The following is a 23,197-nucleotide window of genomic DNA, read 5'->3' as shown; positions in this document are numbered from 1 at the left end:
TTGTCAAGCTTTTCTCAGTTTAATTAACCCAATATTAGTAAATAAATATATGAATCTTAACCAATTTATAGCTGAACTGGCTGAACAGGGTGTGAAGTTGTGGGTCGAAGATGACCAGTTGCGTGTTCGTGCTGCAAAAGGAGTACTAACAGCAGAGGTACGCGACTTATTAGCATTGCATAAGGCAGATCTAATAAAGTTGCTGTCGGATAGCAACGCGATCGCAAGTGATATTCCACCTCTTGTAAGAGTTGAGCGAACCCAGAATTTACCTCTGTCTTTTGCCCAACAACAAATGTGGTTCTTGAACCAGTTGTCGCCAAATAACTCCTTCTACAACGAACCAGCAACTTTGGAACTGAAGGGTTACTTGAACATTATCGCGCTGGAGAAAAGCTTGAACAACATTGTCCAACGCCACGAAGTTTTACGTACTAACTTTACAACCTTTGAGAGACGACCAGTTCAGGTAATTGCTGACAACTTGACCTTGACGATGCCAGTAGTAGACCTGCAAGAGCTAGCTCACAGCGATAGAAAAATTGCTATCCAACAATTAGCAATGGCAGAGAACCAGCGACCCTTTAACCTTGCAAGCGATCCTTTAATCCGGGCTACTTTGCTGAGGCTAACAGAGGTAGAACATGTCTTGGTGCTAACAATACACCATATTGTTTACGATGCTTGGTCGTGGAATATTCTTTTACAGGAGTTGACAACCAGTTACTCAGCCTTCTGCAATGGCTTGTCCCCAGAATTACCCTCTTTACCGATTCAATACGCCGACTTTACTGTTTGGCAAAGACAATGGTTGCAAAAAGATGTATTGCAAACTCAACTGAGTTACTGGAAACAACAACTGGCAAACGCGCCAGCTTTATTGGAACTGCCAACAGATAGAGTACGACCTTCAACTCAAACCTTTCGGGGGGCACTTCATAAATTTGTACTTTCACAGGAGTTAACGACAGCGCTGATCTCTTTAAGCCAGCGACAAAGAGTTACCTTGTTTGTGACGCTCTTAGCAGCATTTAAAACATTGCTGTACCGTTATACAAGACAGACCGATATCTGCGTAGGCACGGCGATTGCTAAACGCGATCGCCCCGAAATTGCGGGATTGATTGGAATGTTCGTCAATACCCTAGTGCTATATACTGATATGTCCGGCAATCCGAGTTTTGAGGATTTACTGTCTCGAGTCCGGGAAGTAACGCTCTTAGCATCCGCTCATCAAGACCTACCATTTGAAAAGTTAGTAGAGGAATTGCAGCCTGCGCGTGACCTAAGTTATACACCATTTGTGCAGGTAAACTTGGTGCTTTACAATTTTCCGATACCTCAAATACAAATGGAAGGCTTAACGTTGAGCAAATTAGTGGTAGAAACTGCCAAAGCAAAATTTGATTTGACTTTAGCTTTAGAAAAAACTGACTCTGGACTAATTGGCGTATGGGAATACAGCACTGATTTGTTTGATGCTAGCACCATCGAGCGGATGAGTGGGCATTTTCAAACCCTACTGGCAGCAATTGTTGCAAATCCTCAGCAAAAAATATCTTCGTTGCCAATTTTGCGTGAAGCTGAACAGCAGCAATTGCTAGTCGAGTGGAACTCCACCACAAATCCTTACCCAAGAAATAAGTGTATCCATCAGTTGTTTGAGCAGCAAGTAGCGCGTACACCTGATGCGGTAGCCGTAGTTTTTGAACATCAGCAACTCACGTATGAGCAGTTGAATTGTCGGGCTAACCAGTTGGCACATTACTTGCAGTCGTTGGCTGTAAAACCAGATACATTGGTGGGTATTTGTGTAGAGCGCTCATTAGAAATGGTGGTAGGACTACTGGGCATTCTCAAAGCAGGTGGGGCTTATGTGCCGCTTGACCCAGAGTATCCCCAAGAGCGTTTGAGCTTCATTTTAGAAGATGCTAACGTTTCAGTGCTGGTGACCCAGCAGTCACTCGTTGAGAGATTGCCAAAGCATCAAGCGCAGGTTGTGTGTTTGGATCAGGTCTGGTCAGAAATTGCCCAAAACAATCAAGATAACCTAACAACTCAAGTCAGAGCTTTTGATCTGGCGAATGTGATTTATACCTCCGGTTCTACAGGCAAACCCAAAGGTGTGATGGTTGAGCATAGAGGACTAGTTAACTTAGCAATAGCTCAAATTCAAACTTTTGGCTTGGGCTGTGATAGTCGCGTTCTCCAGTTTGCCTCTGTGAGTTTTGATGCTTCGATTTCGGAAGTGCTGATGGCTTTGGGGTCAGGGGGAAGACTTTACCTGGGAACAAAAGATTCTCTGATGCCGGGTATGCCATTAGTTGAGCGATTACGTGATTATGGCATTACCCATATTACCCTACCACCATCGGCATTGGCGGTGATGCCAACTTCCGAACTCCCATCACTGCAAACAATAATTGTTGCAGGAGAAGCTTGTTCTATTGAACTGATGAAACAATGGTCTAATGGGAGAAACTTCTTCAACGCTTATGGACCGACAGAAGCTAGCGTCTGTGCTACGATTGCAAAATGCACTCCCAAGGACAACAAAATTTCAATTGGGCGCCCGATAGCCAATACACAAGTATACATCCTAGACTCGCACAATCAACCAGTACCTGTAGGTGTGCCAGGAGAGTTGCATATTGGTGGTGCGGGGTTAGCACGAGGCTACCTCAACCGTCTAGAGTTGACCAACGAGAAATTTATCCCCAACCCTTTTAGTCATGAACCTGATTCCCGTCTCTACAAAACTGGGGACTTAGGACGCTATCTAGATGATGGTAATATTGAATACTTAGGACGCATTGATAATCAAGTTAAAATACGCGGCTTCCGAATTGAGTTAGGGGAAATTGAGGCAGTACTGAGCCAACATGATGACGTACAAACATCTTGTATTATCGCCCGCGAAGACAATCCAGGTGATAAGCGATTAGTTGCCTACGTGGTACCGCATCTAGGGCAAATACTCACAGTTAGCGAGTTACGCTCCTTCCTGTTAAGTAAACTGCCAAAGTATATGATGCCACATACTTTTGTAATACTGGAATCCTTACCACTAACGCCCAATGGGAAAATAGACCGCCGTTCTCTACCAGTACCAGAGTCTCGTGGGGAACTAGAATTCAGCTTTGTAGCTCCGCGCACTCAAATCGAAGAAATGCTAGCACAGATTTGGGCTAAAGTGCTGAGATTAGAGCAAGTAGGTATTCATGATAACTTCTTTGAACTCGGCGGAGATTCCATCCTCAGTATCCAAGTTATCACCAGAGCAAATCAGCTAGGAATTAATCTTAGTGTTAAGCAACTATTTATACATCAAACAATCGCGGAGTTAGCGACAGCAGCAGGCACAACAAAAGCTATCGAAGTAGAACAAGGTTTAGTTACAGGGGCATTACCTCTAACACCTATTCAATACTGGTTCTTTGAGCAGAAATTAGCACAGCCGCATCACTTTAATCAATCATTTTTGCTATCAGTTTCATCTGACCTCAAGCCAGAGCTATTAAAGCAAGTAGTGCAGCAACTGCTACTACATCATGATGCGCTACGCTTACGCTATACACACTCTAACTTGGGTTGGCAGCAGATTCACTCTACCGTGAATGATAATGTTGCTTTCTCCTTTGTAGATTTATCGACTTTAAAAGAGAGCGAGCAACAAGCATTCATTGAGGATAGAGCCACTTCTTTACAAGCTTCTTTGAATTTGTCAGAAAATCTAATGCAAGTTGCCTTTTTCTGGTTGGGTGTTGACAAAAAGGCGCGATTACTTATTATTATCCACCACTTGGTAGTTGATGGTGTTTCCTGGCGGATTTTGTTCGAGGATTTGCAAACAGCTTACCAGCAACTGGCTACTGGTAAAGCAATCGCGCTTCCTGCCAAGACAACTTCTTTCAAGGATTGGTCTTACAAATTAACAGAATATGTACAATCAGAAGCCCTCAAATCCGAGGTGGCTTATTGGCTGAGTGAGTCTCGCTCCTGGGTTCCTGCCATACCAGTGGACGATGGACGAGAAGCGAATACTGTTGCATCTGCTAGTACAATCACAGTACCGTTAGATGAGTCAGAAACTCGCGCGTTACTACAAGATGTACCAAAAGCTTACAACACTCAAATTAATGATATTCTGTTGACTGCCCTAGTGCTGGTTTTGAGCAGATGGACTAACTCAAGCTCTGTGTTGTTTGACCTAGAAGGTCATGGGCGAGAAGATATTGTTGATGATGTGGATTTATCACGCACTATCGGCTGGTTTACGACGATTTTCCCTGTGCTTATAGAACTCGAAGCAATAGACAATTTAGGAACTGCTTTAAAATCTGTCAAAGAACAACTGCGCGCGATTCCCAACAAAGGAATTGGCTACGGCTTATTGCGCTATCTAACTCAAGATGTAGAAATTGCTGCCAAACTACAGGCACTTCCTCAAGCTGAGATTAGCTTCAACTATTTGGGTCAATTTGATCAAGTTCTGAGTACATCTTCTTGGATGCAACTGGCTAATGAGTCTGCTGGAGCTGAGCATGGTTTAGAGAATAATCGCACTCATTTGCTGGACATTAACAGCATCATTACTGGCAAACAGCTACAAATATATTGGACTTACAGCAAAAATGTCTACCAGCACGCTACAATTGAAAATCTGGCGCAAAAATTTGTGACGACATTGCGAGGGCTGATTGCCCATTGTCTATCTGCTGATGCTGGAGGTTATACACCAACAGATTTTCCGCTAGTCAAGCTCAACCAGATAGAACTGGATCAAGTTTTGGCAAGCCTAGCATTGAAACAAGAACTGGGCAGAGCTAAATGGAAAAATCTTGAGGATATTTATCCGCTTTCTCCTATGCAACAGGGTATGCTGTTTGAAAGCTTGTCTGCTCCAAACTCAGGAGTATATTTTGAACAAACCAGTTGGACATTGAGTGGAAACTTAGATGTGCCAGCATTTGAGCAAGCTTGGCAGCAAGTAGTAGCGCAGCATTCAATTTTTCGGACTAGTTTTATTTGGGAGTTAGTGAGCCAGCCACTGCAAGTAGTACATCGGCAGGTAAAAGTGGCTCTTCAAACTCATGACTGGCGAGAGTTATCTGTTGAAGCACAGCAACAGCAATTAGAAGTTTTTTTACAGTCACAGCGACAACAAGGTTTTCAACTGTCTGTTGCACCACTGATACAGCTAAATCTCATTCAATTGGATGCGGATAGTTATCAATTTATTTGGAGTCATCATCACATATTACTTGATGGTTGGTCGTTACCTTTGGTTCTCAAAGACTTGTTGTACTTTTATCAAACAATTTCTCAGGGTAAAAGTTTACCATTACAACCAACTACCAGCTACCGCAACTACATCGCTTGGCTACAGAAACAGGATATACTCAAAGCTAGAGAATTTTGGAGAGAAAAGCTTAAAGGCTTTGGCGCCCCAACTCCTCTAAGTGTCAATAAAAGATCATCAAATCGAAAGCATTTACTTTCCAGTTATAGTACACAAGAAATTCAACTAACAGCGCAAGCAACAGCCGCAGCCGGGACTTTTACACGACAGCATCAACTGACGATGAATAATTTGGTACAGGCAAGTTGGGCACTGCTGCTGTGTCGTTACAGCCAAGAAACAGATGTAGTGTTTGGCGCAACTGTGTCCGGTCGTCCGCCATCTCTTGTTGGCATTGAATCGATGGTAGGACTATTTATCAACACTTTGCCAGTGCGAGTACAAGTTTCAGCAGAAACGAAGGCTTTGGATTTGTTAAAGGATTTACAAACGCAGCAAATTGAGTCTGAGCAATATTCATATAGCTTATTAGCTGAGATTCAGGGTCTTAGTGAAATCCCTGGGGGAACGTCTTTGTTCGATAGCATTGTAGTCTTTGAAAATTATCCATTTGATGATGCACTGCAACAACAAGATGGTAGTTTGAAGCTAGACAATATTTATGCTATTGAACAAACAAATTATCCCCTCACGGTAGTTGCTGTCCCTGGTGAGCAATTATTTGTGAAGATTAGCTATGATACAAGCCGATTTGATGATGCAACGATTACTCGAATGTTGGGACATTTCCAGAAATTGCTGGAGGGAATTGTTGCTAATCCCCAGCAGCAGCTAGCACAGTTGCCCATGTTGACGAAAGTTGAGCATCAGTTATTAGTTGAGTGGAATAATACTCAGGTAAATTATCCTCAATATAAATGTATCCATCAGTTGTTTGAGGAGCAAGTAAAGCGCACTCCAGATGCAGTGGCAGTGGTATTTGAAAATCAACATCTCACATACGGCGAATTAAACTACCGTGCTAACCAATTGGCACATTACTTACAGTCTTTGGGTGTAGAAACTGATGTACTTGTTGGCATTTGCGTCGAGCGTTCCTTAGAGATGATTGTAGGACTACTGGGCATTCTCAAAGCGGGTGGTGCTTACGTGCCGCTTGATCCAGAGTATCCCCAAGACCGTTTGAGCTTCATGTTAGAAGATGCTAACGTTTCAGTGCTGTTAACCCAGCAGTCCCTCGTTAAGAGACTACCAAAGCATCAAGCGCAGGTTGTGTGTTTGGATCAGGTCTGGTCAAAAATTAGCCAAAACAATCAAGATAACCTAACAACTCAAGTTAGGGCTTTTGATCTGGCTAATGTGATTTATACCTCCGGTTCTACAGGCAAACCCAAAGGCGTGATGGTTGAGCATAGAGGACTAGTTAACTTAGCAATAGCTCAGATTCAAACTTTTGGCTTGGACTGTAATAGTCGCGTTCTCCAGTTTGCCTCTGTGAGTTTTGATGCTTCGATTTGGGAAGTGGTGATGGCTTTGGGGTCAGGGGGAACACTTTACCTGGGAACAAAAGAGTCTCTAATGCCGGGTATGCCGTTAATTGAGCGATTACGCGATTATAGCATTACCCATATCACCCTACCACCATCGGCATTGGCGGTGATGCCAACTTCTGAACTCCCATCACTGCAAACAATAATTGTCGCCGGAGAAGCTTGTTCTATTGAACTGCTTAACAAATGGTCTGCTGGCAGAAACTTTTTCAACGCTTATGGTCCGACAGAAGCTAGCGTCTGTGCTACAGTTGCAAAATGCACTCCTGATGACAACAAAATTTCAATTGGGCGCCCGATAGCCAACACGCAAGTCTACATCCTAGACTCGTACAATCAACCAGTTCCTGTAGGTGTGCCAGGAGAGTTGCACATTGGTGGCGCCGGGTTGGCAAGAGGCTACCTCAACCGTCCACAGTTGACACAAGAGAAATTCATCCCCAATCCTTTTAGCACTGAACCTGATTCCCGTCTCTACAAAACTGGGGACTTAGGACGCTATCTGAATGATGGTAGTATTGAATACTTAGGACGCATTGATAATCAAGTTAAAATACGCGGCTTCCGAATTGAGTTAGGGGAAATTGAGGCAGCACTTGTTCAGCACCCAGCAGTGCGAGAAACTGTGGTTGTGGTGCGAGAAGATATTCCTGAGCGCAAATACTTAGCAGCCTACATCGTCTCTAACCAGGACTTAGCAACTACTAACAGTGAGCTACGCAGCTTTCTTAAAGAAAAACTGCCCAATTACATGATCCCAGGAGCATTCGTAATCTTAGATGCCCTGCCATTAACACCCAATGGCAAAGTAGATCGTCGCTCTCTACCAACACCTCAAACAGTAGATCAAGGACTAACAGTATCCAAAGTAGCACCCCGCACTTGGGTTGAAAAAATACTAGCCCAAATCTGGTGTGACGTTCTCCACCTCCAGCAAGTTAGCATCCATGACAACTTTTTTGAGCTAGGAGGAGATTCCATTGTTAGCATCCAGATTATTTCTAAAGCCAATCAAGCAGGACTGCAACTCAATCCCAAACAGATATTTGAACATCAGACGATTGCAGAATTAGCAAGCGTGGCACACACTACTGCAACTGTTCAAGCAGAACAAGGTCAAGTAACTGGGTCATTACCTTTAACGCCCATTCAACAATGGTTTTTTGCACAAAATTTACCAGAACCTCACCACTTTAATCAAGCTTTCCTATTGGAAATACCACAAAATTTTGACCCTAACCTATTGTCGCAAGTGGTGCAGCAATTATTGGTGCATCACGATGCGCTACGCTTACGCTTTGTGCAGTCTGGTGACTATTGGCAACAAATCAATAGCGAAAGTGATAATATTGATGATATTATTCCATTTTCCCAAATCGATTTATCGACAATACCAGATGAGGAGCAAAAAGCTGCCATTGAAACTGCTGCCGCTGAACTACAAGCAAGCTTCAACCTCTCTTCTGGCCCACTGGTGCAAGTAGCCTTTTTTGCTCTGGGTACTGACAAACCTAGCCGTTTACTAATAGTTATCCACCACCTGGCAGTAGACGGCGTTTCATGGCGGATTTTGTTAGAGGACTTATTTTCGGGCTACCAACAGCTTAGTCAAGGTGAAGAGATTCAACTTCCTCCCAAAACGACATCTTTTAAATATTGGGCTTTAAAACTGGCAGAGTACGCGCGCTCAAATAATCTTAAATCAGAGCTTGCATATTGGCAGGCACAATCACGTCAACAAGTTTTGGGCATACCAGTGGACTTTGCTTGTGAGACTAACACTGTAGCATCTGCCCACACGGTATCGGTGTCGCTGAACATTGAAGAAACTCGTGCTTTATTGCAAGAGGTTCCTAAAGCTTACAAAACTCAGATTAACGATATACTACTGACTGCTCTGGTGCAAGTTTTAAGTAAGTGGATTGGTGATGATTCTCTACTACTCGACCTTGAAGGTCATGGGCGAGAAGATATATTTGAAGATGTAGATTTATCTCGTACAGTTGGTTGGTTTACGACAATCTTTCCCGTGCTTTTAACACTTAAAGCAACTGACGATTTAGGAGATAGGTTAAAGTCTATTAAAGAACAACTCCGTGCCATACCCAATCGAGGCATTGGTTATGGTTTACTGCGCTATTTAAGTGGAGATGCAGAAATTACCTCCACACTCAAAGCACTTTCCAAAGCTGAAGTCAGTTTCAATTATATGGGGCAATTCGACTGGGGAATACAAGAAAATTCTGTATTTAAAATGGCCTCCGAATCAATCGGATCAGAACACAGCCTGGTTGGATACCGCAGTCATTTATTAGCTGTTAATTCAATTGTAGTAGAAGGTCAGTTACAGGTAAATTGGACTTACAGTGAAAATTTTCACCAACTTGCCACAATTGAAAGTTTAGCTCAAGATTTTGTTGAAGCATTGCGATCGCTTATTGCTCATTGTCTATCTGTTGATGCAGGAGACTTTACATTTGATGGATTTGAGAATCAAGTGTTTGACAGCCTGGATCAACCATTAAATAATTACCAAAGAAAGGAAAATAAGGCTCCTACACCTCTACATTTATTAGAACTTCCAGAGGGAATCTGTGAATTATTGCCCGAAGATATTGAATCAGCATACCCTCTTGCCAAAATGCAGGAGTTTATGTTGCATCATTACTCAAATAACCATCAAAAAACAGGTGTTTATCACTGCCAAGGGTCGTATGATTTAGAAGATGACAGTCTTTCGTTAAATGCTTTCAAAAAAGCATTAGAATTGTTAGTGCAAAAACATCCGGCTTTGAGAACTGTATTTATCATTAAAAATGGAAAGCCAGCAGTTCAGGTGGTAAGAAAGAATCTGGAATTTTCAATAAATCAGGAAGACATTAGTCACCTCAAATCGAACGAGCAGAAAAATTATATTGATACGCTAATGAAGCGCGATCGGCAAAACTTATTCAAGATTGAAAATCCGAATGAGCCGCTTTTCCGATTCTGGATTTTTCAAAAATCCGAAAATAGATTTGAATTCTTGATGTCAATTCATCATGCAATTATAGATGGCTGGAGCAATACTGAATTTCAGAGCGAACTGTACGAGTTATATTCTGCTCTCAAGAAAGGAGAAGAATTAACAATAGCCGCCTCTGATATTGTATACAGAGAATTTGTGGCATTAGAGAAAGAAATCATTGAGTCAAAAGATGCAGCAAATTTCTGGAAGCTTCAACTGAAGAACTATACATATACTCCATTGAAGCCATTAACTACTCCAGTGGAAAAAGTAGAACCTGTTGCTGAAAAATACCAGCTTGGCTCGGAAATAATTGTTGATTTACGTCAATTATGTGGAAAATTGAGAGTTTCACCAAAAGCAATTTTTTTGAGTACCTACCTTGATATAATTGGAAATGAAATGAAAGAACATACGGTTTCTGTAGGAATTGTCTCCAATGGTAGGACAGAACGACTATCCGAACCGTTTAAAACTTTAGGTTTGTTCTGGAATATGGTTCCTTTTTGTCAACGAACTATTGAAGATAAAAGTGTACAAATAAAAAATGTGCATCAATCCTTAATTGATATGGAACCTTATGTTAGATATCCACTCCTCAAAATTTTGTCGGATCAAGAAAAAATGGAATTGTTTTTTGCTACATTTAACTTTGTAGGATTCAGTAATTCCAAAAAGATTTTGGCTCATACTGGCTTAAAGGTAAATGTGAGAAAGTCTCACGACCAATTCAACTTTCCTTTAAATTATGCTGTGTCAATGGATTTATCTGAAGGTAATGTAAGTATAGCCGTGGAGTATGATAGGATGTATTTTAGTTACAAATATATTCGCTCAATGCTTCAAAAATATATTGAATTGTTAGAGCATACAGTCAGTTCAGGCAAAAGGAGATATTTAAAACAATAAAATATCAACTTTAATATGAGCAGATGAAGTGTTTTTAAATGAAAAAAACCTTCTCTGCATAATCAAATTTCACCCAGAATAGATAGGGCATTTAGTAAGTGTAATAAGTACCGAGTGCTGAATGGGTTTATTGTTCGGTACTTATTACTCATTCATCAGCACTAAAAAGTGCTGAACGGCTAAAAAAAAGATATTTAGTTTATTTCTATAATATGACAACCCAAGTTTTTCACGCTCAACCCCCAACAAATGTTTTTTCTCGTTTTACTCAATTTTGGAAAGATGTAAAAGCGATCACAGCACCTTACTGGTATCCAACTAAACCAGGAGCAAGAGCATTTTCAGACGTGATTCGTGCATGGGGGATGCTCATTCTCCTGATATTATCAATCATCGCACTTGTAAGTGTGACTGGGTTCAATAGTTTTCTTAACCGTAATATAGCCAATATCATCATTCAAGAAAAAGATTATTCTAAATTTATTAACATTTTATCAGTTTATGCTGTTGGGCTTGTTTTGGTAACGCTTCTAGTGGGATTTTCTAAATTTCTGAGGAAACAAATCGCTCTTGATTGGTATCGATGGCTCAATAATCAGATTTTAGATAAATATTTGAGCAATCGCGCTTATTATAAAATTAATTTTCAAAGCGATATTGATAACCCAGACCAGCGCTTATCCCAAGAGATTGAACCTGTTACTAGTAATGCTCTCTCGTTTTCAACTACTTTTTTAGAAAAAGTACTAGAAATGACAGTTTTTTTAATAATTATCTGGTCAATTTCTCAACAGATTGCTGTAGTTCTGCTGGTTTATACAATTGTTGGTAATGTGATCGCTGCTTACTTGAGTCAAGAATTAAATAAAATTAATCAAGAGGAACTTGAATCTAAAGCCAACTATAATTATTCCTTGACTCATGTTCGGAATCATGCCGAATCAATAGCTTTTTTTAGGGGAGAAAAACAAGAGTCAGAAATAATTCAGCGCCGATTTAGTAATCTCCTCAAAAATACTGGACGCAAGATAAATTGGGAGAGAGGTAAAGACATTTTTAACAGAGGTTATCAAGCTGTTATTGAAATATTTCCATATGCAATACTCGGACCTTTATACCTGAAAGGTGAACTGGAATATGGACAACTTGTACAAGCTTCTTTTGCTAGTTATATGTTTGCCACTGCTGTGGGAGAATTAATAACTGAATTTGGGGCTTCCGGAAATTTTTCGAGTTACATTGAGCGCTTATCTGAGTTTTCAGATGCGTTAGAAGCTGTTACTAAAGAACCAGAAAATGTAAGTACAATTAAAACAATAGAAGAAAATCATCTTGCTTTTGAGGATGTCACCTTACAAACGCCTAACTATGAGCAGGTAATCGTTGAAGATTTATCTCTGTCTGTTCAACCAGGAGAAGGTTTATTAATTGTGGGGCCAAGTGGCCGAGGTAAAAGTTCTCTACTGAGAGCGATCGCTGGTTTGTGGAATGCGGGGACTGGTCGTCTGGTGCGACCTCCATTAGAAGAAGTTTTATTTTTGCCCCAACGTCCTTATATAATCTTAGGGACTTTGCGGGAACAGTTGCTTTATCCTAGTACAAATCGTCAAATGAGCGACTCTGAACTTAAAGAAGTTTTGCAACAAGTCAACCTGCAAAATCTGTTAAGTCGAGTAGAAGACTTTGATACTGAAGTTCCTTGGGAAAATATATTATCGCTAGGAGAACAACAACGCCTTGCTTTCGCGCGATTATTAGTTACTCATCCGAGGTTTACAATATTAGATGAAGCAACAAGTGCCTTGGATTTGAAAAATGAAGGGAATTTATATCAACAGTTACAAGAGACAAAAACAACATTTATCAGTGTTGGGCATAGAGAAAGTCTATTTGATTATCATCAATGGGTTTTGGAACTTTCACAAGAATCTAGTTGGCAACTTGTTACCGTACAGGATTATCGGCGCCAAAAAGCAAAACAAATTGTCACTAATTCTACTGAAAATATTCAAACTACCATAGCCGTAGATAATATTCCTAATAATCAATCACAACCTCAACCTGAAAACAAAGTAGAAACAGACATAACTGAAGGTTTTTCCCATAAAGAAATGCAGGCATTAACAGACTATTCACTTACTACCATTAGAAGCAGAGCAAGCCAAGGTAAGTCCATTCAAGGCAAAGATGGCTCTAGCTACCGCTATAACAAAGACCCCAAAGTTTTGAAATGGGTGAAAGTTTAGCGGTTAGTCATATTTTTTAGCTAAAATTTTTTAGCTAAAAAGGTGTTAAGTTTTTAATTAAGACGATTCAACGAATGTGCGGGAGGAATGCTTCCGCTAATCTCTCAATAATTAGGGCTATTACATTAAAAATTCTTCGTCGAAATGGTCATGCTTCCATGTCACAGTGGTAATTTTGCCTGTGGATGGCAATTTAACTGTCTTAACTGTCTTCTGATTAATTTCTTAAGAATTTTAACTTTTCTTGTACACATTTTTAATTACTGGTATACTTTTAATAGCTCAAAAAAACAGGACTCACGCAACTGGCACAGTAAATCAAGGTGAGGGTTGACAAAAGTCAAAAATAGAAAATTCTTGACGATTCACTATTGACAGACTCAACTATGAATTTACCATAAGTAGCTTTAGTCCTGAGAAATTTTACCAAAGGAAAATAGCAATGTCTACAAATACAGTTAAAGTATCAGATGTTCAAGTAGTGCCATTCTTCGCGCGCTTCTTGGAAGTGCAATCTACAGATAAAGACAAAGACAAAGATAAAGATAAAGATACTCCTACTCTCCCTCCTCCTCTTCCTTACACTATTAAGTATCCTTCCGATTTCGAGGATCGCTAAAGGAATTCCAACTAAAAAAATATTTCATCGCTATGTAAGCAGGAGTTTTTATGCACCTGTCGCGTGATATTGTTTTATTAATTACCCACAGTGGTGATTTTTTTACAATAGATAGAGTGGCACAAGCTTTGTCCAAAAAAGGGGTAAAACCGTTTCGGTTTGACACCGATAAGTTTCCCCTAGAAGTGCAATTAACAGCACACTTTGACAAATCTAAAAGCTATCACAGTTTAGAATATGGCAACTACTCTATCAGCACAGAACAGGTGCAAGCTGTTTGGATGCGGCGCATTTGGGAACCAGAACTGAGTAAAGAATTAGCTCCAGAGTTCAGAGAAGCCTGTGTTAGAGAATCACAAGCAACTTTAGAAGGTTTTTGGGACAGTCTCAAACAAGCTCGTTGGGTAGATGATTTAGAGCGGATAAATCATGCAAGTAGTAAGCTACGTCAACTGCGAATTGCGTCTGAGGTCGGTTTTATCATTCCCCAGACTATTGTTACCAACAAAGCGGATGCAGTACGAGAGTTTTTCCATCAAGTCAATGGCAAAATGGTAGCCAAGCTATTAACTGCTCTTTCCCGCAGCATGGAAGCTAACTCCGAGTTTTTTCTTTACACCAACATTGTTAAAGAGGAAGACTTACAAAATGCTGAGTCACTGCGCTATTGCCCAATGGTTTTTCAAGAGCAAATCCCTAAACAGCAAGAATTGCGGGTGGTATATGTGAATGGCAATGTCTTTGTAGGCGCACTTAATGCCTCGGAAAATGCAGCTATTGATTGGCGTAAACCTGGTGTTAATGTTGGTGCATGGGTTCATCATGAGCTTCCGTCGGAAGTAGTGCGTCGTCTCCAAGCTTTTATGAATAGATTTGGGCTTAAGTTAGGCTCGTTAGATTTCATCCTTACACCATCAGGAGAATATGTCTTTTTGGAAATTAATCCTGTAGGTGAGTGGGGAATGCTAGAGAAAGATTTGGAGTTGCCAATTTCAAGTGCAATTGCCGATGCTCTTGTACCAATTGGTAACTAAGTAAGCACAACTCAATTATGACAGTATTAATAGTTACTTTTAGCCAAGACAACGAAAGCATTCCTCTAGTAATGAAAGCAATTGAAGCTAGAGGAGAAAAAGCATTTCGTTTTGACACAGACAGATATCCCACCGAAGTGAAGCTAGATATCTACTACGGTAATACTGAGCGGGTAATTATTACTGATGACGAAAAGCTCGATTTGAGTCAGGTGTCCTCAGTTTGGTATCGGCGGATGCGCTACGGGCAAAAAATACCTGACTCAATGGATCAGCAATTTAGAGAAGCGTCCATAAATGAATGTCGTACCACAGTTAGGGGTATGATTGCTAGCCTGCAAGGATTCCACTTCGACAAAATGGCAAATGTGGATCGGGCTAACAATAAGCAACTACAGCTACAAGTCGCGCGCGAGATAGGTCTTATTACTCCGCGTACCTTAACTTCAAATAATCCAGAAGCAGTCAAACAATTTGCTTGTGAGTGTAAACAACAGGGTATAATTACAAAAATGCTTTCTTCCTTCGCCATCTATGATGAGCAGGGGCGAGAAAATGTTGTGTTCACCAATCCAGTCACAGATGAGGATCTAAAATATCTTGAAGGACTGCGTTTTTGTCCGATGACATTTCAGGAAAATATACCAAAGGCGTTAGAGTTGCGAACAACTATTGTGGGACACCACGTATTTACTGCCGCAGTAGACTCTCAAAGTTTGTCCGGTTCTACTTTCGACTGGCGCAAAGAGGGACTCGCCTTAGTTAAGGCTTGGAAACCTTATGAATTGCCTGAAGATGTTGAGAAAAAGCTGCTTAAACTCATGGCTTATTTTGGCTTAAACTATGGGGCTATTGATATTATAGTCACACCCGATAATCAGCACGTATTCCTTGAGGTTAACCCAGTTGGAGAGTTTTTCTGGATGGAGATATATCCACCACATTATCCGATTTCGCAGGCAATCGCAGAAATTTTAATGACTCAAAAATAGGGCAGGGGCAAACAATTTTTAGCGATATTTGATTTTGAAAATATGCAAACTCCAGTTGCGCGCGATCAAACCACAACAAATCCTTTTTCAGCTTTGACTAAATTTTGGGAAGATGTCAAAGTAGTAGCTCAACCTTACTGGTATCCAACAGAGGTAGAAGGCAGAGCATTTGCAGACGTGATTCGTTCATGGGGAATGCTGATTCTATTAGTATTATTAATAGTTGGAATTGTAGGTATAAATTCTGCGAATAGTTACTGGAATCGCTATGTACTCGATATCGTTATTGAAGAGAGAGACCTTGATAAGTATAATAGCACTTTGTTACTGTCCAGTCTGATTATTGTAGCGATAGTCCTCTTGGTAACTTCTTTAAGATATGTTAGAAAAAAAATAGTTATTGATTGGTATAAATGGCTAAATAATCATATTTTAAAAAAATATCTAAGCAATCAGGCTTATTATAGAATAAATTTTAAATCCGATATAAATAATCCAGATCAGCGCCTATCGCAAGAAATAGAGCCGATTATCAGCAATGCTTTGAATTTTTCTACTACTTTCATAGAAAAAGTTTTGGAAATGGGAAGTTCTCTGATAATTCTCTGGATAATTTCCTCACAAATTGCAATTTATTTGGTGATTTATACAATTATAGGTAATTTAATAGCTGTTTACTTAAATCAAAAACTAAATAAAATTAATCAAGAAGAACTTGAGTTTAAAGCCGACTTTGCTTATTGCCTAACTCATGTTCGCAACCATGCTGAATCAATCGCTTTTTTCCAGGGAGAAAACGAAGAATTCAATATAATTCAGCGCCGATTTAATAATGTGATAAAAAATGCTGAAACCAGGCTGAATTGGGAAAAAGGGCAAGATGCTTTTTACAGAGCATATCAATCTGCTATCACTGTATTTTCGATGTTCATTCTCACACCTTTATTTATTCAGGGTCAAATTGATTATGGGCAAATTAACCAAGTTAGCTTTGCTTGCTTTGTATTTTCTAGTTCTCTGGGAGAATTAATAGCTCAATTTGGGTATTTAGGGCGATTTTCTAGTTATGTACAGCGTTTAGCTGAGTTTTCAGATGCGTTAGAAATTGTTACTAGAAAACCAGAGAATCTAAGTACTATTAAAATCATAGAAGAAAAACATTTGGCTTTTGAGAATGTCACTTTACAAACACCAAACTATGAGCAGGTGATCGTTGAAGACTTGTCAGTGTCTGTTCAACCAGCAGAAGGGTTATTGATCGTTGGTGCTAGTGGTCGGGGTAAAAGTTCTCTGTTGAGAGGGATTGCTGGTTTGTGGAATGCGGGTACTGGTCGTTTGATCCGACCTCCTCTTGAAGAAGTCTTATTTTTACCCCAACGCCCTTACATAATTTTGGGTACTTTGCGCGAACAGTTACTTTATCCACATACAGACCGGAAAATAAGTGATCGCGAACTCGAAGAAGTTTTGCTGCAAGTTAACCTGCAAAACTTGCTAACGCGCGTGGATGGTTTTGACATAGAAGTTCCTTGGGAAAATATATTATCTTTGGGAGAACAACAACGTCTTGTTTTTGCACGACTATTAATTACTCACCCTAGCTTCACCATTTTAGATGAAGCTACGAGTGCTTTGGATTTAACTAATGAAGAGAATTTATACAAACAATTACAATCTACGAAAACAACCTTTATCAGTGTTGGACATAGGGAAAGTCTGTTGAATTATCATCAATGGGTTCTAGAACTTTCAGAAGATTCTAACTGGCAGCTTCTTTCTATGCAGGATTATCGAAAGCAAAAAGCAATAGTCATTACTCCACCTGAAAAAGCTAAAATTACAATAGATACCTGTCCTAAAAATCAACTCAAAGTTCAACCAAAGATATCAAAAAATATAGACACAATTACAGGACTTTCTCATCAGGAAATTAACATATTAACTGATTACTCTCTTACTACTATCAGAAGTAGGGCTAGTCATGGAAAGTCCATCACTACTAAAGATGGTGTTACCTATAGCTATAACAAAGACCCAAAGGTGTTGAAATGGGTAAGAGACTAACGACTACTCATACTTTTTCTCTTTCTCTGCCTCTACCGAAGTTTTAAGCGGCTTCTGCTGCTGTGAAACAATCAACAAAGGAGCATAAGCATCATGACTATATGGCAACAAACATGTATTCCTGGAATAATTGGTAGTCTAGAGACACTTGCACATACTGAGCTTGAGCGCAAGTTGATTGAAAAAAATGTACTTCGGGGCGCCCATAGTAACCGACACCACCCTTTGAATCTAACTTGATAGTTTTTTGACTTCCTTCAAAACCCCCACTGTCTGAAATTGTTGCTTTCTCAATTTCAATAATGTGCCCATCTATGTTAATACTTGCTCTATCGTCTTCAGCTTTTAGCTGCTTTAACTGTTGAGGTTCTAACGTTATACCGCGCGTAAGTGCTGAAAAAATCTCTCCTTCATCACCAAGAGCATCAACTGTGTTAAACTCGTTATCTACAGCGTGACCAATTTCTTCGAGTATAACTGAAGCAACCGCATCAATATTACTTCCATATTCTTTGAGATAATCCTCAGATAAATATATCGTATTGGTAACAAAATAGCGCAGTACAGGCGCCTTTAAAGATTTTTGATGATGACATCATGAGACCGCGCAGCTTTGACGCATATTGAAAACGCAAAGTAAAGATTTTGTTACATAAATTAAATTAAATATAATTTATTGCTTTAGTAATTATTTATTTACTAATTTTTGACAAACATTATTCTATTGGCAAAAAAATAGTCTTAGAGATAACATATAAGTTATGGTTAGAACTCACATTAGGTAGAAAAGCATGGGACGTTTAAATCCATTCTCTTTACAATTACAGATTACCCGGATGTTTGAGCAAGGGCAATCTTTTTTTGCGGCTACGAAAGTACATGACTGGTTAAAAGAACATGGACATGACCCGAACGACTATAATATTACCTTCAAACAAAAACCGGCGCCTCCTGGTTCCAAGTCTGTAATGGTAGTGGAAATTGAGTTTCAGCGTAAAGACGGTCAACCTGTAGACCCTTGGTTAGTCGAGCAAGCAAATTTACAAGCAGGATAGGCGCCGTCAAATACCTTTACTCAAACAGGGTCTGGATTCTCATAAGGGATGTATAATGCAGAGTCACAACGCATTTTACAAATTAGCTGCAAACCTAACTGCCGAGCCATAACTACAGCTTTATTATTTCCAAAATAACCATCCAACACCAAGTAAGTTAATGGTAAAAAATTACTAACTTTTTTGAGTAAACCTTGAACCATACTACGAATACGTAGAAAGTCAGAAGTTAAATTTACTTCTTTCTTATCCTTATTCTTACTCCCTTTTGGGCACCCACCTTTCTTTTTTGCAGTTTCTGCTTGAGGCTCATTTTTAGGTACTTCAGGCTTTTATTTTACTTTTTTTGGTTTCTCTACTTTTGGTTTTATAACCTGCTCTATACTAATAGGAAATGCTTTTCTTTGCTCTATGCTTACGAGGGATAAAGCAAAAAAAGATAATCCGAGTATAGGCTTTTCATACAACGATGAAAAAAATCTATCAATCCCGTAGCTTTTTTCTCCTGCTTTACTAATTACTACTTCATCTGCTGCTAATATATATGTTTCTTTACTGCGAAATATATGCTCTCGAAAAAATACCCGCTCGCAATGCTGCCCAAGGTAGAGAAGAAGCAAAAAAGCGTTGTATTGTTCGATAGCTACCCCCTTTACCACACCATCGTGATATCCCCAACATGGTTATTCTTCCGCTCATCGCCAATATTGCTGGTATGATTCGGCTCCATCGTCGCAAAGTTGTTCTTGTTGTATATCGTTGTAAGCATTCGAGTAGTGCTAATATATTTGGCATGGGCTTTCTGGTTGTGTTTGAGTTGTAGTCTGGTAAACATAACCCTACTACAGAAAGCCCTCTTTATTTTGGCGAAGGTATTGCTGAACAACTTGCATTAAATGATATTGAGATTTTGCCAATTAGAATGGCACACTTATTTAATTATGTTGCATTGCCATTACATCACCGCGACCCTTTTGATAGGTTGCTTATTGCACAAGTACTTACTGAAAAAGTATCAATTATTGGCGCCGAAGTTACGTTTGATTGCTACTCTATAGATAGAATTTGGTAGGTATTAAAAAGTTTATATAGCATTTTTTAACCAAGTAAGGTACAAACTAAATCAGTAAACCTCTTGTGGAACCTCTTGTGGAACGGGCATCCCTGCCCGTCCAGAAGTGTACTTCATTTGAATAGGAACCGCTATAAGTGATGGTGCGTCACAGCTAGTAGATTTTCGCTTCGTTGTTTAATTGTTTTAGCTGTGACGCACCCTACTCAAAACCTCGTTTCATATTCTACTAACGCGCGACTGTCTTCGGTCAGGTCGGTTGAACCCCGCAATAATACTTCATCATTGACTCTATATAATAAGTTGTATCTAAATGGTTCATCTACAAGGAAGACGCGCGATACTGATAACGAAATATTTTTATTCACATTAAATCCTGCTTCTCCCGCTAATCCTAACACCGAGGTGCTAGAATTGCTGCGACTTGTTTGACTATTTAACACTGTAGGAGCTAAACGTAGTTCGCTTAAACCTATTGTTTGACCTAGTGAACTTATTAACCCTTGCAACGGCGATAATACACTATTACTTGCTATCGATATTATTCCTAAACCTGAATCTTGCTGATTCAAGGCATTAACAAAAGTCCCTCCTATTAATGATACTATTTCCGCTTCGCTGCGTCTTGGGTCACTTGTTAATTCTAAATTGTCTGTAAGTTTACTCGCTGGTCCCGAAGCGCGCGCGTATACACGGACGCTGCGTAATGTACCTAAGCCTGTTATCGGAACATCACTTATTTCACTCGGTGATGATGCTGTTGGTAGTCGAGTTGCTCCTGATTCTGGTACTATTGCTAATAACCTTACATTCAGTGTTGGGTCTAAACCTTGACTTGGTGTAAATTTTGCCGTTTGCTCATACTCTCTCTCTAATACAAATTCTGTCGTAAATAAGTTTATTCTCCCCCCCGTTAATTTTATCACCCCTTCAGGTAATGGCTTCTCTAAACTACCATTTATCTTTAAGGCGCCTTCCGCATTAAAACTTAATAACTGTTGTTGACTAGTAAACCCCGATAAAAGTTGATTATTGAAACCTGCTAGTAACGGTTGACTCGTAACGCGCACGTTTTTGTCTAATATTAATGTTAAATCTGAAAACCCAATCGGTGGACGTGGTGTAGTATTAGTTTGAGTGGTTTGATTTACTTCTGTTGGTTGATTGATTGGATTTAATTGGTTCAGCCTAGTTTGAGCTACTTCAATATTTGAGCTATCTAAAGATTTTTGCTGTATTATTTGAAATCGTTGTTGCGTTTGTTGCGTTTGCTGTGTTTGCGAGTTTTGACTTGGTAATAACACTTCACCTGAAGCTAATGTAATTGTCCCACCTATTACTGGTTTCACTGCACTACCCGTAATCCTCGCATCTCCGCTAACTCCCCCCTCATACAACCCTTTTAATTTCACATTCAAGTCATTCAACGATACAACAAGAGGATTATTTACCGTTTGCTGTTCAAATATTGGTAAACTTCCTACCGCTGCAACTCTCCCCTTATTATATACACCTTCTAAATTCTCTACATTCACTACGTTACGGTCAAATTGCGCGGCGCCTGTTACATTAGTTAAAGGTTTTGTCAACACTTGTGCTGTTATTGTCGCATTATTAACATTGGCTGTTCCGGTAATAGTCGGTTGTCTTAATGTTCCTCCTATCGTCACATCCACATTTCCAGAACCATTAACCCAACTTACTTGGTCGGTCAACACATTCAACAGCGATAACCCATCATCTTTCACATTCGCTGTAATATTTATTTGATTACTATCTGGCTTGGCACCAAATGGTAATGCAGCAGGTATACTACCTATAATATTAAGCGGTTGTGCATCTGTAGCAGATACAGTACTACCAAAATTCAAACGCGCGTTATTTAAATTAAAACTCAACCGTGCGTCTTTAATCGGTTTTTCATTCAATGTCGCATTTGCTAATGACGCATCCCCTATCGCACTAGGGTTAGTTAGACTTCCACTCAACGTTGTTAAAGCATTTATCTCACCTGTCGCTTTAACTGGTAATTTCACAAATCTATCTATTATAGATATAGGTAAGCTAGATATCTGTAACTGTCCACCTAAATCTTTTTGACCCAACTGTCCAGTAAATGCTAAAACTCCACCCTCGAAACCAACTCGTAAAGGTTGCAAGTTTAATACACCATCTTTAAAACCACCATTCGCTGTCACTTCTCCAATATTGTAATTTCCCCATTCCACATCTGAACCGTTTACATTAAAGTTCGCATTCAACCCCGACTGCAACGAACCTGTCACATCCAGCTTTGCACTAATTAAACCTTGTAATTTTGAAAGTGCTGGTATACCCATTGCTTCTTGCTGCTCAAGCTGTGTTTGTTGAGCATCTATCTTTTCTGTAATCTTACTAAATTCATCTAACTGTCTTAACAAACTCACATTCTGCGATATCGATAAAGATGGAGTTCCTAATACATTTGCACCTACTAACTGTGGTGACTGTATACCTGTTGATAAATCTTGAATCTCGAAAATACTAAACGCTTGTAAAAGCTTTTCAATTCTAGCTTGATTTATACCCGCTGTAACTTGAACTTGACGATTTCCCCGTGTTTCTACACTACCACTTAATGCCAAAGTACTACTATCATCTATTTGAAATTGTCCATTACTTAAACTCGCAGTTCCATTAATAAAGCTGAAGTTTCCTTGGAATCTCTTCCCTGCTATTCTACCAATTCTCGGTTTCTCTATTGCAACGGCGCCGCTTTCAACATTTCTCGTTTTGATATTCGCTACAACGTTACCTGATATATCTCCAGCTAACGGTTGGATATTTGGGTTATTTGCTGGGACAAGACTTCTTAAAACAGCTACAGGGAATTTTTCTGCTCTAGCTGTTAATATATCTCCAGTAGTCTGACCACTCGCAGTACTATTCCCACGTTGAATTGAAAATGATGTGGGAAAATTATTGGCGCCAAGGTTCAGTGCTATTCTATCTTGTTTGTTACCCGTTAAATCTAAACTGGCGCCTGTTCCTCCCAAATAACTCACATATCCCGTTAAAACTGGGTCGAACGCTAAATTATTGACTGCAAATTTTCGTAACTCTATATTTCCATTCGCAACAGGTGTTTTCAGATTACCTGTAACAGCACCTGTAAAGTCAAGCCTACCAGCAACCGCTAAATTCGGAATTGTAATCGGCGCCCTTTGTAAGTTAAAGTTACGTGCAGCCACATTCAAATTTATATCCGTAATTTGCGGTGTCGCAGTTTGAGTATTCACTGCTATCACTCCATTTGCACTCAACCCTGGAGTCGTCGCGCGTTCCAGTATAACCTGTTGACCGTTCCA

General features: G+C 39.8%; 11 protein-coding genes and 1 pseudogene. 9 read left to right on the top strand and 3 right to left on the bottom strand.

The annotated features are described in order from the left end of the window. Positions 1–49 precede the first annotated feature (49 nt). From AC2JBO_RS14960 to AC2JBO_RS14925, 8 genes are all read left to right on the top strand, one after another. Positions 50–10,768: an amino acid adenylation domain-containing protein gene (locus AC2JBO_RS14960; protein WP_496954442.1), complete on the top strand. Its 10,719-nt coding sequence runs from the start codon at positions 50–52 to the stop codon at positions 10,766–10,768. Between the two features lie 212 nt (positions 10,769–10,980). Then, positions 10,981–13,014, top strand: a complete 2,034-nt coding sequence (locus AC2JBO_RS14955; RefSeq protein ID WP_496954441.1) for an ABC transporter ATP-binding protein/permease — start codon at positions 10,981–10,983, stop codon at positions 13,012–13,014. A gap of 442 nt (positions 13,015–13,456) precedes the next feature. Beyond that, positions 13,457–13,633, top strand: a complete 177-nt coding sequence (locus tag AC2JBO_RS14950; RefSeq protein ID WP_496954440.1) for a microviridin/marinostatin family tricyclic proteinase inhibitor — start codon at positions 13,457–13,459, stop codon at positions 13,631–13,633. Positions 13,634–13,683: 50 nt separating this feature from the next. After that, positions 13,684–14,667 (top strand): MvdC family ATP-grasp ribosomal peptide maturase, encoded by a 984-nt coding sequence (locus AC2JBO_RS14945; RefSeq protein ID WP_496954439.1) that lies wholly within the window; start codon positions 13,684–13,686, stop codon positions 14,665–14,667. Between the two features lie 17 nt (positions 14,668–14,684). Then, positions 14,685–15,659, top strand: a complete 975-nt coding sequence (locus tag AC2JBO_RS14940; protein ID WP_496954438.1) for an MvdD family ATP-grasp ribosomal peptide maturase — start codon at positions 14,685–14,687, stop codon at positions 15,657–15,659. Between the two features lie 42 nt (positions 15,660–15,701). Further along, the gene (locus AC2JBO_RS14935) at positions 15,702–17,723 is read left to right on the top strand and encodes an ABC transporter ATP-binding protein/permease (protein ID WP_496954437.1); all 2,022 of its coding nucleotides are present in this window, start codon (positions 15,702–15,704) and stop codon (positions 17,721–17,723) included. A 93-nt stretch (positions 17,724–17,816) separates the two neighbouring features. Beyond that, entirely contained in the window at positions 17,817–17,963 is a 147-nt protein-coding gene (locus AC2JBO_RS14930; RefSeq protein WP_496954436.1) for a hypothetical protein, read from the top strand. A gap of 551 nt (positions 17,964–18,514) precedes the next feature. After that, entirely contained in the window at positions 18,515–18,778 is a 264-nt protein-coding gene (locus AC2JBO_RS14925; RefSeq protein ID WP_496954435.1) for a hypothetical protein, read from the top strand. A gap of 26 nt (positions 18,779–18,804) precedes the next feature. Here AC2JBO_RS14925 and AC2JBO_RS14920 read toward each other — a convergent pair. Both AC2JBO_RS14920 and AC2JBO_RS14915 read right to left on the bottom strand, forming a co-directional pair. After that, positions 18,805–19,516: pseudogene (locus AC2JBO_RS14920) on the bottom strand (transposase); the annotation flags it as partial. After that, the gene (locus tag AC2JBO_RS14915; RefSeq protein ID WP_496954449.1) at positions 19,431–19,613 is read right to left on the bottom strand and encodes a hypothetical protein; all 183 of its coding nucleotides are present in this window, start codon (positions 19,611–19,613) and stop codon (positions 19,431–19,433) included. The gene AC2JBO_RS14915 and the pseudogene AC2JBO_RS14920, both read right to left, overlap by 86 nt. Positions 19,614–19,700: 87 nt before the next feature. On the opposite strand from AC2JBO_RS14915, the gene AC2JBO_RS14910 reads away from it, so the two are divergent. Next, complete coding sequence (locus AC2JBO_RS14910; RefSeq protein ID WP_496954434.1) at positions 19,701–19,850, top strand: PIN domain-containing protein; 150 nt, start codon at positions 19,701–19,703, stop codon at positions 19,848–19,850. A 206-nt stretch (positions 19,851–20,056) separates the two neighbouring features. On the opposite strand, the gene AC2JBO_RS14905 is transcribed toward AC2JBO_RS14910, so the two are convergent. Continuing rightward, positions 20,057–23,197: translocation/assembly module TamB domain-containing protein (locus AC2JBO_RS14905; RefSeq protein WP_496954433.1), on the bottom strand; the 3,141-nt coding region annotated here is incomplete at its 5' end.

It is taken from the genome of Calothrix sp. CBUCES-K 9914 (assembly GCF_059640475.1).
Note: the sequence above shows the minus strand (reverse complement) of the source record. Positions and strands in the feature narration are given on the sequence as shown.